Raw genomic sequence first — 12,653 nt, 5'->3', positions numbered from 1 at the left:
TTATTTGACTGAAGTATTTCAGCGACGTTTTATATATTATCATCTATTATATCCAAAGTCAATAAAAACATTAAAAATTCCTCAAAAGAGGAATTTTTAATGAAGAATCCAAGTTTGAATAATGGTTAAACCTATTACACCGGGGATTCCTAACAAACCTGATATGGCAGTTGTTATGAAATTAATTGGAACATGAAGACCATAGTGACTTCCTATAGTATTTAAAAAGAACAAAAATACGGCTCCTATTATAAACTTTATAAGCAATTGACCAAACCATTTCACTGGTTTTCCCAATGTCCCTGCAGCTAACAATAGTAAAATCAAAACAATAATAATGGATACTATGATAACTGGGCTCAATTTCTCCACTCCTTATTTCTGCATATTTACTATCCATTTTATGAACAGATTGTCCAAAAAGAACTTTTATGCAGAAATAATCAATGGATTCTATACTTTTATTCTTAAATTTCGTTTTTTAGCTTCTCTGAAGAGAAAGAAATATTTCGCTTCAGCCGTCATTTTATAATAATTAAGCTCTTCATCATATTCAAAACTCATATCAACCAAGGATTTTTGATGTATCCAATCTTTTCTTGCGGTTGTCATTAGATTGATCAGCTTTTGATCATATTCTTCTCGCAGCTTTTGTTTTCGTCCAAACAAGAGAGTTCACCCCGCTTATACTTCTCTTCTTCCCTCAAGTGCCTTGGATAAAGTAACTTCATCCGCATATTCTAAATCTCCACCAACAGGTAAACCATGAGCAATACGAGTAATTTTGATACCAGATGGTTTCAATAATCTAGAGATATACATTGCGGTTGCTTCTCCTTCAATATTCGGATTCGTGGCTAATATTACTTCTTGAACTGTTTCATCCTGAAGCCTTTTTAATAAATCGGGTACATTAATATCCTCCGGGCCAATCCCATCCATCGGAGAAATCGCCCCATGTAGAACGTGATATAATCCATTAAATTCCTTCATTTTTTCCATTGCTATAACATCCTTAGGATCTTGCACTACACAAATGACACTTCTGTCTCTTCTTTGATCAGTACAAATATAGCAAGGATCTTGATCGGTTATATGACCGCAAACCGAACAATAGCCTAGATTTCGTTTTGCATCTACAAGTGCTTTTGCAAAGTCAAGCACTATGTCTTCTTTCATGGTTAACACAAAAAACGCCAGTCTTGAAGCCGTCTTTGGGCCAATCCCTGGCAGTTTCATAAAGCTATCCATGAGCTTTGTAATCGGTTCAGGATAATGCATTCTTTATTTCCCCTTAAAAACCTGGTAGATTTAGTCCTTTTGTAAATTGTCCCATTGTTTGGTTCGTTAGTTCATCTGCCTTTTTCAATGCATCATTTGTAGCAGCCAAAACAAGATCTTGAAGCATTTCAATATCTTCAGGATCTACAACCTCTTCTTTAATATTTACTTCTAACACTTCTTTATGCCCGGAAACAATTACTGATACCATTCCTCCGCCGGCAGTACCTTCAATACGTTGTTCCCCCAATTGTTCCTGTGCTTCTGCCATTTTTTTTTGCATTTTTTGCATTTGTTTCATCATATTTTGCATATTACCCATGCCACGCATTTTCATCATCCTCCAAATTCATTAATCCTGTATTTCAATTAAATCTATACCAACTAATTTCTTAGCTTCTGCAATAATTGGATCATCCTCAGCTTCTTCTTGCGCATCCCCAGATGAATCCATATTATTTTTCAAAAAATCTTCCCTAACTTCATTCCATTGATTCTCCGGAATGCCAACAGCTTGATAATGGATTCCTGTTATCTCCTGAAGAATAGAAGAAATAGCTTCTAGAAATTTATTATTTTCCATGGCCATTTGGCAATGAATTTCATATTTAAACTTCAATACAAACGCATTGTTCGAGGCCGCAACAGGCTCTGCCTCATTCAGTAATGCCGCCTGGGATCGCATTTGGCGATTATTTAGCATCTCCAGCATATCGCCCCATCGGCTTTTAATGAGTTGTAAATCCTGTTTGGTTGCCCCTTTTAATATATCATGAATTCTTCCCGTTTGTACCTTATATCCTTTCCCAGTTCGAGGAGCTCTTTTAGCAGCTTGAGGCTTTTCCTCTTGAGAAACGGTTACACCATTTTCTTTAAGAGCTTGTATTTCCTTTTCAAGCCTTTCTATTTTACCAAGCAAATTTTGAACATCGTCACTATGATGTACAGTTGCCACCTTTGTTTCACATAAACGTATTAAGGCAACTTCGATATACATTTTTGCTATATTGGAAAATTTCATTTCTTGCTGTGTCCTATTTAATATATCAATGTATTCATAAATTTGCTCGTTGGTTATAGTTTGCGCAAGGTTTTGGAAATCTGTGTCAACCATAACGCGCTCAATAGACTCCTCAAGATTTGGTGCCGTTTTATATAACAGCATATCCCGAAAATAAAGAATCAAATCCTCGATAAACCTTGTTTCGTCTTTTCCCTGATATAACAGATCCTCCAACGTTTTCAATGCGAGAGCTACATTATTTTCCTTTATCGATAAAGCCAATTGATTTAAATACTCTTGAGAAATAGCACCTGTTACAGTTAGTGCATCATTCACTGTAACGACTTCATCACTAAATGAAACAGCTTGATCGAGTAAGCTTAAAGCATCCCGAAGTCCGCCCTCTGCCGCACGTGCAATTATTTCAAAAGCTTTTTCCTCGAATTGTATCCCAGACCCATTTGCAATATGCACCATTCTTTTCATAATATCTTTTGCTGTGATCCTTTTAAAATCAAAGCGCTGGCACCTAGAAATAATGGTTAACGGTATTTTATGAGGTTCTGTCGTCGCCAAAATGAAGATGACATGTTGAGGAGGCTCCTCCAATGTTTTTAAAAGCGCATTAAATGCCCCAATGGAAAGCATATGAACTTCATCAATAATATAGACCTTATACGGTACAGCATTTGGCGCAAATTTCACTTTATCACGGATATCCCTAATTTCCTCAACGCCATTATTGGAGGCTGCATCAATTTCAATAACATCTGGAATAGATCCGTCGGTTATACCTCGACACGCTGCACATTCATTGCATGGTTCTGCTACTGGGGCTTTTTCACAATTTATTGCTTTAGCCAAAATTTTTGCAGCACTTGTTTTACCAGTTCCTCTTGGCCCGGAAAATAAATAAGCATGTGAAATCTTTTGCTGCAGGAGGGCATTCTGAAGTGTCTTCGTTACATGCTCTTGTCCCGCAACATCTTCAAATGATTGCGGTCGCCACACTCTATATAATGCTTGATATGCCATGTCCCTCCCACCTTCTTTATAAAATATTTTATATCCATTTAAGTTCTAATAATATTGCTTTTCCCTATTATACATTATACAGTTGCAATTTCCCATTTATAAAGGGGAAACTATTTTAATTTCAAATAATGCAAAAAACCCATCCAAATTGGATGAGTTAGTATGTAGAAGTAACTGCCGTGCACCTTCCCTCGACTAGCTCCCATAAGCGTTACTTAAGCAGTTAGCTCGGCTCAGGCTGCCCTGCGGCACATGGAAGAGTCCACTTAATGCTGCTTCCTTCCGGACCTGACATGGTTCATGGATTTCCATTGCGCAGGACCCAAGCGTCAACACCACTTACTTAAGGCAGACCCTACAGGAAACTAGCCTCAAGAAGGGATTCAGTCCCGCTAGAGCGGATTGCGGGTACAGGGCACCGCTACCTCCCCACCTAGCACGGCAAAGTTGATACCATATTAAGTTGCGTTTAATTAACGCTAAACATAGTATACTAGTGTTTGAACAAAAAATCAATGAATAGTGCGTTGTTAATTATTGGCCGCATTGCCACCCAACTTTTCCTGCTTTTTTTTATGGCGAATTTCCCGAAAAAATGTACTTAACATTTCCCCACATTCTTTTCCTAAAACATCACTGGTTACTTCACATTGATGGTTGAACCTTTCATCTTCTAATAAATTCATCAAACTGCCTGCGCAACCTGCTTTAGGATCATACGCACCAAATACAACTCTCTTTATTCTTGAAAGAATAATTGCCCCGCTGCACATAGGGCAAGGCTCTAAAGTGACATAAAGAACAGCATTCTCCAGCCGCCATGAACCAATACGATTACATGCTTCTTGAATCGCTAGTATTTCTGCATGTGTTGTAGCATTTTGAGTTGTTTCTCGTAGGTTGTGGGCAGATGCCACTACTTCGTTGTCCAAAACAATAACAGCCCCAATCGGAACCTCATTTATTTCCGCAGCCTTTTTAGCCTCTTCCAAAGCCAGACTCATAAAATGTCTATCATCTAAACCTGTATCTAATGTCATCATTATAACCTCTGTTTATTAAGTACGAATTTCTTCGCCTATTATAACCAATTAGTAAATGAATTTATAGGATTTATCGTCATTACTCAAAACATAACATTTTTTTTCATAGGAGACATAGAATGTTTAAGAGTTATATTTGCTTTTTATCACATATACATTTTATTTTAAATAGAGGAGGGTTTGCATTGCAAATACATGTGGTTAAACCAAATGAAACAGTTGCGGGGATAGCAAGATTGTACCAAGTTTCAGCAAATGAGCTTACGTCCGCTAATGAACTTCCAAACCCAGATCATTTAGTGGAAGGGCAAGCCTTAGTAATCCCCATTATCGGAAGCTTTTATTGGGTGCAACGCGGTGACAGTCTAACCTCCATTGCCCGTAAATTCCATACCACTCCAGCTGAACTCGCGAGGATCAATGGTATTTCAATCAACCAACCATTACATGTAGGAATGAAATTATATATATCCCAACAAAGAAAAGTGAATGCTGAATTTAATGCTTATGTAGAACCGTTTGGAAATACTGTATCTACCGCTTTAGAAAACAGTTCTCGTGAGGCGGCACCATACTTAACTTACTTATCTCCCTTTGCATTTCGAGTAAATCGTGATGGATCATTAATAGCCCCCCCTTTAGGAAACCTGCCTGAGATTGCAAGAAGAAACAAAAACGTCTTAGTTATGGCTATAAATAACCAAGAGCAAGGGCAATTTAGCGATGAATTAGGAAGAATTTTATTAACGGATCAAGCCATCCAAAACACATTTTTAAATAATATTGTTTCCACTGCTAAAAGGTACGGTTTCCGTGATATTCATATTGATTTTGAGTATTTACGTCCGCAAGATAAAGATGCCTATAATCAATTTTTACGAAAAGCAAAAAATCTCTTTTCGAAGGAAGGTTGGTTTTTGTCCACTGCTTTAGCACCAAAAATAAGCTCAACACAGAAAGGTCGCTGGTATGAAGCTCATGATTATAAAGCTCATGGTGAAATTGTAGATTTTGTCGTTATTATGACATATGAATGGGGCTATAGCGGCGGGCCACCAATGGCCGTATCTCCCATTAATCAAGTTAGGAAAGTGTTAGAATACGCTGTAAAGGAAATACCTTCCAAGAAAATTTTGATGGGACAGAATCTCTATGGGTATGACTGGACACTTCCTTTTACTCCCGGAAAAGATATTGCCAAAGCAATAAGCCCCCAACAAGCTATTAAAATTGCTGCCAATCACAATGTCCCTATTAAATATGATTCCGCGGCTCAAGCTCCAAATATTGACTATGTTGACGATTCCGGTAAAAAACATAAGGTTTGGTTTGAAGATGCAAGATCGATTCAAGCGAAATTTAATCTTCTCAAAGAACTAAATTTACGTGGTATGAGCTATTGGAAATTAGGTTTATCTTTTCCGCAAAATTGGCTGTTAATTGTAGAAAATTTCAATGTAGAAAAAAAGTGATTCAAAATTTCCCCTTTTACGCATAAAGGGGGATTTTTGATTTAAAAACATATAATATCTGACTAACGCAGTGCCTATCGGCTAGCGGATTTCTCCGTCTCCTCCCCACGATAATTGACATCAAGCAAAATTTGAAGTACAAATTTCACTCATCCGTACGCCGATGAGCAAGGCGCCTAACGCTTCCCTTTTTAGAATTATATTCCGTACCACACCTTTTTAACATGTGCTAAAATATGTATTAGTGTGCTTTTTACGACGTTTTATTCATTTTCCATATGGAAAGATGACTACTTGAGGAGGACAGTAAATGGAAACTCTACCGTTTATAACGGTTGAAGGGCCAATTGGTATAGGCAAAACCTCTCTCGCAAAGGCAATTTCTTCCCACTTACACTATCATCTGTTAAAAGAAATTGTAGACGAGAACCCATTTCTTGAAAAATTCTACGATAATATTGAGGAATGGAGTTTTCAACTAGAGATGTTTTTCCTTTGTAATCGCTACAAACAACTAGAGGATATTAACACTGACTATCTCCTAAAAAACAAGCCAGTTGTGTCTGATTATCATATTTTTAAAAACTTAATATTTGCCAGGAGAACGTTAAAAACAGACCAATATCAAAAATACCTGCAAATATACAACATTTTAATAAAAGATATGCCTCAGCCTAATTTAGTTATTTACTTAAATGCTAGTTTAGATACTGTCATGAAAAGAATCAAAATGAGAGGCAGAGATTTTGAAAAGAATATAAGTGCGGATTATTTAAAACAATTATCAGCAGACTATGACCTTTTTATGGATAATTTTGAACGTACTCATCCAAGCATCCCTGTATTGCGATTTAATGGAGACGACCTTGATTTTATCCAATACGAAGGTGATCTTCAATATATTTTGGATCAATTATCCTTAACTTTACAAAAAGGGGCACAGTGCTATGGAACTTCGCAATAAATACGGTATCCCCAACAATACAGTTATCACAATTGCCGGAACTGTTGGAGTGGGAAAATCCACGATGACGAAAACATTAGCTAAAGCGTTAAATTTTCGTACATCCTTTGAAAAAGTAGATTCCAATCCATATTTGGACAAGTTTTATAATGACTTTAAAAGATGGAGTTTTCATTTACAAATCTATTTTTTAGGGGAACGCTTTAAAGAACAAAAGAGAATTTTCGAGTATGGTGGAGGATTCATTCAAGATCGATCGATTTACGAAGATACTGGGATTTTTGCCAAAATGCATTATGAAAAAGGGAACATGTCTGAAGTAGATTATGAGACATATAAAAATTTATTTGATGCTATGGTAATGACACCTTATTTCCCTCATCCGGACTTATTGATTTATTTAGATGGATCTATCGAAGATATTTTGGAAAGAATTCAAAAGCGCGGCAGACCTATGGAACAAAAGACGCCTATTGAATACTGGATTGAGATGCATAAACGCTATGAGGATTGGATTAATTCTTTCAATGCTTGTCCTGTTCTCCGTTTGAATATTAACGATTATGATTTATTAAATGATGAAGAAAGCATTGAACCAATTATTGAAAGAATAAGCTATTTTCTTAAACAAACACAATTGTTAAGAAATAAATAAGATATACTCTAGTTCCAACTTCACCCTCAATCTCAGGCGGGACCAGAGGTAATTCACGAGCTAGTGAAAAGTAGTTCGAATTTCACCTTTATATCACAAACTTCCTTATCATATTAAAAGAAGTCGCCTAAAAAGCGGCTTCTTTTATTTCCTCTATAAAACAAAAGATTCGTTACAAAAAGTAACGAATCTCAAATCTCCAATATTTTATGCGTGTTATTATTCAATATGGCGGAGGAAGAGGGATTCGAACCCCCGCGCGGTTTAACCCGCCTGTCGGTTTTCAAGACCGATCCCTTCAGCCGGACTTGGGTATTCCTCCGTATCGACAAGTAATAATATAACAAACAAAAAACAGCTTGTCAACACTATTTATAAGTTATTTTTTATCTTCTTTTTCCCGATTGATATTTGTGTTTATTATTAACTTTTGCCTAATGCGTACACGTGTACAGTTATATCGAGAGAAAACCTAGTAAACATGTACGCATAAAGGCATTTAGATTACATAAATTTATTTTGCTTTAATAACATCCACATTTCTCATATATGGACGCAACACTTCTGGAATTATTACACTGCCATCTTCTTGTTGGTAGTTCTCCAAAATAGCAGCGACTGTACGTCCGATTGCCAAGCCTGAACCATTTAGTGTATGAACATGTTCTGGCTTCCCATTAAGTTCGCGGCGGAAACGAATATTTGCCCTGCGTGCTTGAAATGCCTCAAAGTTACTGCAAGAAGAAATCTCGCGATAAGCATTATAGCTTGGGATCCATACTTCGATATCGTATTTTTTAGCAGCTGTAAATCCTAAATCTGCTGTACACATACTTAAAACACGGTATGGCAATCCAAGTAATTGAAGTACTTTTTCTGCATGACCTGTTAATTTTTCAAGCTCCTCATAAGAATCTTCCGGTTTCACAAACTTCACCAGCTCTACCTTGTTAAATTGATGTTGGCGAATGAGTCCCCTAGTATCACGACCTGCAGAACCTGCCTCAGAACGGAAACATGCACTAAATGCTGCATAATTGATAGGAAGCTGATCCCCGTCTAAAATTTCATCTCGGTGTAAATTTGTCACCGGTACTTCTGCTGTAGGGATTAAGAAGTAATCTTCACTCTCTACTAAAAATGCATCTTCCTCGAACTTAGGCAGCTGGCCAGTACCTGTCATACTTGCACGATTCACTAAATATGGCGGTAATACTTCTTCATAACCATGCTCTTCTACATGCAGGTCTAACATAAAGTTAAATAAAGCCCGTTCTAGCCTGGCACCTAACCCTTTGTAAAATACAAAACGGCTTCCTGTTACTTTCGCTGCGCGTTCAAAATCTAATATACTTAAATTTGTCGCAATATCCCAATGCGGCTTAGCTTCAAAATCAAACTCTCTTACCTCTCCCCATTTACGGATTTCGACATTATCATCTTCTGATTCTCCAATTGGAGTACTTTCATGAGGAATATTAGGAATAGACATGAGGATGCGATCCAATGTTTCTTCCACCTGACGCAATTCATCGTCATATAGTTTTATTTTTTCTCCAACTTCACGCATTTCGGTGATCAAGTTGTCAGCATCTTGCTTTTCCCTTTTCAATTGCGCTATTTTTTGACTTACTTCATTGCGTTTGCTTTTTAAATCTTCTGTAACAACAATAAGTTCCCGTCTTTTTATATCCAATTCCTCAAACTTTTCAAAGTCGGTCAAATCTTCCCCGCGATGCTGCAATTTTTCCTTTACTTTATCGAAGTTTGCTCTTAAATATTTAATATCAAGCATGCTATTTTCCTCCTTATTCTTAATAAAAACAAAAAACTCCCGTCCCCTATAAAGGGACGAGAGTTACCCGCGTTGCCACCCAGATTGAAAGCAAATTAGATTTGCTTTCCACTTTAATCGATAACGGTTTTACCCGAAAGTACTTACTAGTTTAAAAAACATTCGGTACTTCGCTCAAGGATGGATTCGCAAATTTCCTTTATCGGTTTACACCGGCCACCGACTCTCTAAAAAAGAATAACTTGCTACTATTTCCTGTCAATGCTTTAAATTGATATTAAAAAATAATTTACTACAATTTTTACCTAAATGCAACTGCTTTTATGCATTTTCTTTTGATTTTTTGACCATATCCACAAAATATTCTGTTAGTCTGCTGTCATCTGTTAATTCCGGATGGAAGGAGCAGCCTAAAAACTGTCCTTCTCGAGCTGCTACTATTCTTCCATTATGTTTGGCAAGTACTTCAACGTTCTCGCCAGCTTCAACGATATGTGGCGCACGTATAAATACTGCCGGAAAATGGTCAGCTACACCAGCTATATCTAAATCAGTTTCAAAGCTTTCCTTTTGTCGACCAAATGAATTTCTTTCAACCTTTACATCTAACACTCCAATATGCGGTTGATCATATCCTACAATCGATTTAGCCAGTAATATTAAGCCAGCACAAGTGCCGAACATCGGCTTACCTTGTTTTCCAAAGTTCTTAAGCTCATCTAAAAAGTCATACTTATCTATGAGCTTCCTCATTGTTGTGCTCTCACCACCGGGTAGAATCAACCCATCCAGCTCATTTAATTGCTCCTTGTGCTTTACTACAACTGCATTAGCACCACATTTCTCTATTGCATTAACATGTTCTCTTACAGCCCCTTGAAGGCCTAGTACACCGATTTTAACCATTAGACGATACTCCTTACCAGCCTCGTTCTTGCATACGAGATTCTGGTGATAATGAAGATATTTCAATTCCTTTCATTGCTGTTCCTAGGTTTTTGGAAATATGAGCAATAAGCTCATAGTCTTGATAATGTGTTGTTGCTTCTACAATAGCTTTAGCAAATTTTGCAGGGTTTTCTGATTTGAATATACCCGAACCAACAAAAACACCATCTGCTCCTAATTGCATCATAAGTGCTGCATCAGCTGGAGTTGCAACCCCACCAGCAGCAAAGTTAACGACTGGCAAACCGCCATGCCTTTTAATTTCAAGCAATACTTCGTATGGCGCCCCTAGAATTTTGGCTTCAGTCATTAATTCATCTTCATTCATGCTGATGACTTTTCTTACCTGTGCATTTACTTTTCGTATATGTCTAACTGCTTCTACAATATTTCCTGTACCTGGTTCACCTTTTGTGCGCAGCATTGAAGCACCTTCACCGATTCGGCGTGCTGCCTCCCCTAAATCACGACAGCCACAAACAAATGGAACAGTATATTCCTTTTTATTTAAATGGTATTCTTCATCAGCTGGAGTTAATACTTCACTTTCATCAATATAATCTACTCCCATTGCCTCAAGAACACGTGCCTCAACAATATGGCCAATTCTTGCTTTAGCCATTACAGGGATTGTCACAGCATTCATCACTTCTTCCACAATACGTGGATCAGCCATTCTTGCTACACCACCAGCTTTTCGTATATCTGAAGGTACGCGTTCTAATGCCATAACAGCAACTGCTCCAGCATCTTCTGCAATTTTTGCTTGTTCCGCATTTATAACGTCCATAATTACCCCGCCTTTTTGCATTTCTGCCATGCCGCGCTTAACTCTATCAGTTCCTGTTTTCACGAACACTACCCCTTTTTTCTGAAAATATTTAATTCCCATAAAGTTCCTAAGATTAATAAACAGCAAAAAAGACACCTTGTCAAGAAGGTGCCTTTAAAATGCTTTATTTGTATAGTATTAATTTTAGAACCAACCTTTAACTGTAGATGTTATTCCGCCCCAAATATTAGCAAAAAAGTGGCCCACGCCTCTCATCATAAGAACAAACCAATTTGCCTTATCGACATTATTTGCAGTTACAACATAAACACTAGCAGATTTTTGGCCATATAAATATCCATAATCCTTTGAACCTTTATATTCTGCTACAAGTTTTCCCACTGCTTCGTTCTTTTTCACAGGTGCTAAAAGATTGCCATCTTTGTCGAGCTTTTTCTTATCTAACACTAAAACAGGTTTAAAAGCTTTATCCTCACCATTTTTTACAACTAAACGAAGAGGCTCTTTTGTGGAAATCTTTACATTTTTTTCTTTCCCTTTTAACACTGGAAGAGTTTTATGTTTACTAATTTCATAGTTTTTAGGATAAACCTCTTTAACGGAAAAATTACTGAACGCATAATCCATCATTTTTTTCGTTTCATCAAATCGTGCGCTGTATCCGCCTTGACCTTTTGCATTTGTTGCATTTAATACAACCGTAATAACCCGCATTCCATTTCGTTGAGCAGTACCCGTAAAGCAATAGCCTGCAAAATCTGTAGTACCTGTTTTCAAACCATCCACACCATTATCCTTTGAACCATAGACTAATGATGGCAGCATCCAATTCCAGTTTTCCATTTTAACATCTTCATCTGGAGTAAAGCCTGCATGAAACACCATTTTTGGAATACTTGATGTTTTCAACATTTCAGGATAGTCATTTACTAAGTGGTAGGCAAGTTTTGCCGTTGCTCTTGCTGACATTATATTTTCATCATCAGGTCCTCCAAATTTCTTTGGATACATACCTTGTAAATCTGAGTTGTTTAAACCCGTACAGTTTACAAATTTGTAATCTTTTAACCCGAGTTTCTTTGCTTCTTCATTCATCATCTTTACGAAATTTGTTTCCGAACCTGCAATCGTTTCAGCAATCGCAATTGTCGCTGCATTTGCTGAATATATTGCCATAGCATGATATAAATCAATAATTTTGTATTTCTTATCTTTTCTCAATGGAACATTTGAAAGTTTTGTATTATGAGAGATTTTATAAACATAATCACTAGGCGTATATTCCTGATCCCATTTTACTTTTCCCTTTTTAACGGACTCCAATAAAATATACTCTGTCATCATTTTTGACATGGATGCAACACCCAGTGCAGTGTCTGCATTTTTTTCATAAAGCACTTTTCCAGTACTTGCTTCGATTGCAATAGCCCCATCAGCATGCACATCTAAAATATCATCGGCCGCAAATGCATTTTTTGGTAATTGCAACAAACTCACTATTAATATAAATGCCAGTGCACTGGCAAGACACTTCTTTAACTTATTTTTAGCTTTCACTCATAACCCTCCATCACGATGAACTACACTTTCGTTATTGTATCATAGTTCGAATCTATTGAGTAGACGGAGGATATACCTAAGTAAAACAAAAAATGGTAGAATTC

Annotated in this window: 13 protein-coding genes, 1 tRNA gene, 1 other RNA gene and 1 other annotated feature; of the genes, 3 read left to right on the top strand and 12 right to left on the bottom strand. The window is 37.0% G+C overall.

Annotated features, from left to right (window positions below; genetic code table 11):
- Positions 1-96: 96 nt before the first annotated feature.
- From NSQ59_RS00150 to tadA, 7 genes are all read right to left on the bottom strand, one after another.
- Positions 97-363 carry a pro-sigmaK processing inhibitor BofA family protein gene (locus tag NSQ59_RS00150; RefSeq protein ID WP_055741657.1) on the bottom strand — a complete coding sequence of 89 codons (267 nt, stop codon included), beginning with the start codon at positions 361-363 and terminating at the stop codon, positions 97-99.
- 90 nt (positions 364-453) lie between these two features.
- Positions 454-669 (bottom strand): YaaL family protein, encoded by a 216-nt coding sequence (locus tag NSQ59_RS00145; RefSeq protein ID WP_055741656.1) that lies wholly within the window; start codon positions 667-669, stop codon positions 454-456.
- 15 nt (positions 670-684) lie between these two features.
- Complete coding sequence (gene recR, locus NSQ59_RS00140) at positions 685-1,281, bottom strand: recombination mediator RecR (RefSeq protein ID WP_055741655.1); 597 nt, start codon at positions 1,279-1,281, stop codon at positions 685-687.
- 13 nt (positions 1,282-1,294) lie between these two features.
- The gene (locus tag NSQ59_RS00135) at positions 1,295-1,612 is read right to left on the bottom strand and encodes a YbaB/EbfC family nucleoid-associated protein (RefSeq protein ID WP_055741654.1); all 318 of its coding nucleotides are present in this window, start codon (positions 1,610-1,612) and stop codon (positions 1,295-1,297) included.
- Between the two features lie 21 nt (positions 1,613-1,633).
- Positions 1,634-3,319 carry a DNA polymerase III subunit gamma/tau gene (gene dnaX, locus NSQ59_RS00130; RefSeq protein WP_055741653.1) on the bottom strand — a complete coding sequence of 562 codons (1,686 nt, stop codon included), beginning with the start codon at positions 3,317-3,319 and terminating at the stop codon, positions 1,634-1,636.
- Positions 3,320-3,496: 177 nt separating this feature from the next.
- An RNA gene (gene ffs, locus NSQ59_RS00125) (signal recognition particle sRNA large type) lies at positions 3,497-3,761 on the bottom strand.
- An 88-nt stretch (positions 3,762-3,849) separates the two neighbouring features.
- A complete protein-coding gene (gene tadA / locus NSQ59_RS00120; protein WP_340828507.1) occupies positions 3,850-4,359 on the bottom strand; it encodes a tRNA adenosine(34) deaminase TadA in 510 nt (169 codons plus the stop codon).
- Positions 4,360-4,547: 188 nt separating this feature from the next.
- Here tadA and NSQ59_RS00115 point away from each other — a divergent pair, with 188 nt between their 5' ends.
- The 3 genes from NSQ59_RS00115 to NSQ59_RS00105 all read left to right on the top strand — a co-directional run bounded on the left by NSQ59_RS00115 (position 4,548) and on the right by NSQ59_RS00105 (position 7,453).
- Positions 4,548-5,834 (top strand): glycosyl hydrolase family 18 protein, encoded by a 1,287-nt coding sequence (locus tag NSQ59_RS00115; protein WP_055741651.1) that lies wholly within the window; start codon positions 4,548-4,550, stop codon positions 5,832-5,834.
- A 310-nt stretch (positions 5,835-6,144) separates the two neighbouring features.
- Positions 6,145-6,798, top strand: a complete 654-nt coding sequence (locus tag NSQ59_RS00110; protein ID WP_055741650.1) for a deoxynucleoside kinase — start codon at positions 6,145-6,147, stop codon at positions 6,796-6,798.
- Positions 6,782-7,453, top strand: coding sequence for a deoxynucleoside kinase (locus NSQ59_RS00105; protein ID WP_055741649.1), 672 nt, complete (start codon positions 6,782-6,784; stop codon positions 7,451-7,453). The genes NSQ59_RS00110 and NSQ59_RS00105 overlap by 17 nt, the downstream gene beginning before the upstream one ends.
- 229 nt (positions 7,454-7,682) lie before the next feature.
- Here the strand turns inward: NSQ59_RS00105 and NSQ59_RS00100 are convergent.
- From NSQ59_RS00100 to NSQ59_RS00080, 5 genes are all read right to left on the bottom strand, one after another.
- Positions 7,683-7,775: transfer RNA gene (locus tag NSQ59_RS00100), tRNA-Ser, on the bottom strand.
- Positions 7,776-7,967: 192 nt separating this feature from the next.
- A complete protein-coding gene (gene serS, locus NSQ59_RS00095) occupies positions 7,968-9,248 on the bottom strand; it encodes a serine--tRNA ligase (RefSeq protein WP_055741648.1) in 1,281 nt (426 codons plus the stop codon).
- A 49-nt stretch (positions 9,249-9,297) separates the two neighbouring features.
- Positions 9,298-9,519: a binding site (T-box leader), on the bottom strand.
- A 50-nt stretch (positions 9,520-9,569) separates the two neighbouring features.
- Positions 9,570-10,154 carry a pyridoxal 5'-phosphate synthase glutaminase subunit PdxT gene (pdxT, locus tag NSQ59_RS00090; RefSeq protein ID WP_055741647.1) on the bottom strand — a complete coding sequence of 195 codons (585 nt, stop codon included), beginning with the start codon at positions 10,152-10,154 and terminating at the stop codon, positions 9,570-9,572.
- Between the two features lie 13 nt (positions 10,155-10,167).
- Positions 10,168-11,088 (bottom strand): pyridoxal 5'-phosphate synthase lyase subunit PdxS, encoded by a 921-nt coding sequence (pdxS, locus tag NSQ59_RS00085; protein ID WP_183102096.1) that lies wholly within the window; start codon positions 11,086-11,088, stop codon positions 10,168-10,170.
- Between the two features lie 84 nt (positions 11,089-11,172).
- Entirely contained in the window at positions 11,173-12,546 is a 1,374-nt protein-coding gene (locus tag NSQ59_RS00080) for a serine hydrolase (protein ID WP_055741645.1), read from the bottom strand.
- Between the last annotated feature and the right edge of the window lie 107 nt (positions 12,547-12,653).

It is taken from the genome of Margalitia sp. FSL K6-0131 (genome assembly GCF_038008735.1).
Classification (GTDB): Bacteria; Bacillota; Bacilli; order Bacillales; family Bacillaceae_C; genus Margalitia; species Margalitia shackletonii.
Note: the sequence above shows the minus strand (reverse complement) of the source record. Positions and strands in the feature narration are given on the sequence as shown.

Excerpts from the sequence above, each read along its gene's own strand:
- pdxT (WP_055741647.1), bottom strand. The coding sequence starts at position 10,154 with ATGGTTAAAATCGGTGTACTAGGCCTTCAAGGGGCTGTAAGAGAACAT.
- dnaX (WP_055741653.1), bottom strand. The coding sequence starts at position 3,319 with ATGGCATATCAAGCATTATATAGAGTGTGGCGACCGCAATCATTTGAA.
- serS (WP_055741648.1), bottom strand. The coding sequence starts at position 9,248 with ATGCTTGATATTAAATATTTAAGAGCAAACTTCGATAAAGTAAAGGAA.
- tadA (WP_340828507.1), bottom strand. The coding sequence starts at position 4,359 with ATGACATTAGATACAGGTTTAGATGATAGACATTTTATGAGTCTGGCT.
- NSQ59_RS00135 (WP_055741654.1), bottom strand. The coding sequence starts at position 1,612 with ATGCGTGGCATGGGTAATATGCAAAATATGATGAAACAAATGCAAAAA.
- NSQ59_RS00110 (WP_055741650.1), top strand. The coding sequence starts at position 6,145 with ATGGAAACTCTACCGTTTATAACGGTTGAAGGGCCAATTGGTATAGGC.
- pdxS (WP_183102096.1), bottom strand. The coding sequence starts at position 11,088 with ATGGGAATTAAATATTTTCAGAAAAAAGGGGTAGTGTTCGTGAAAACA.
- NSQ59_RS00105 (WP_055741649.1), top strand. The coding sequence starts at position 6,782 with ATGGAACTTCGCAATAAATACGGTATCCCCAACAATACAGTTATCACA.
- recR (WP_055741655.1), bottom strand. The coding sequence starts at position 1,281 with ATGCATTATCCTGAACCGATTACAAAGCTCATGGATAGCTTTATGAAA.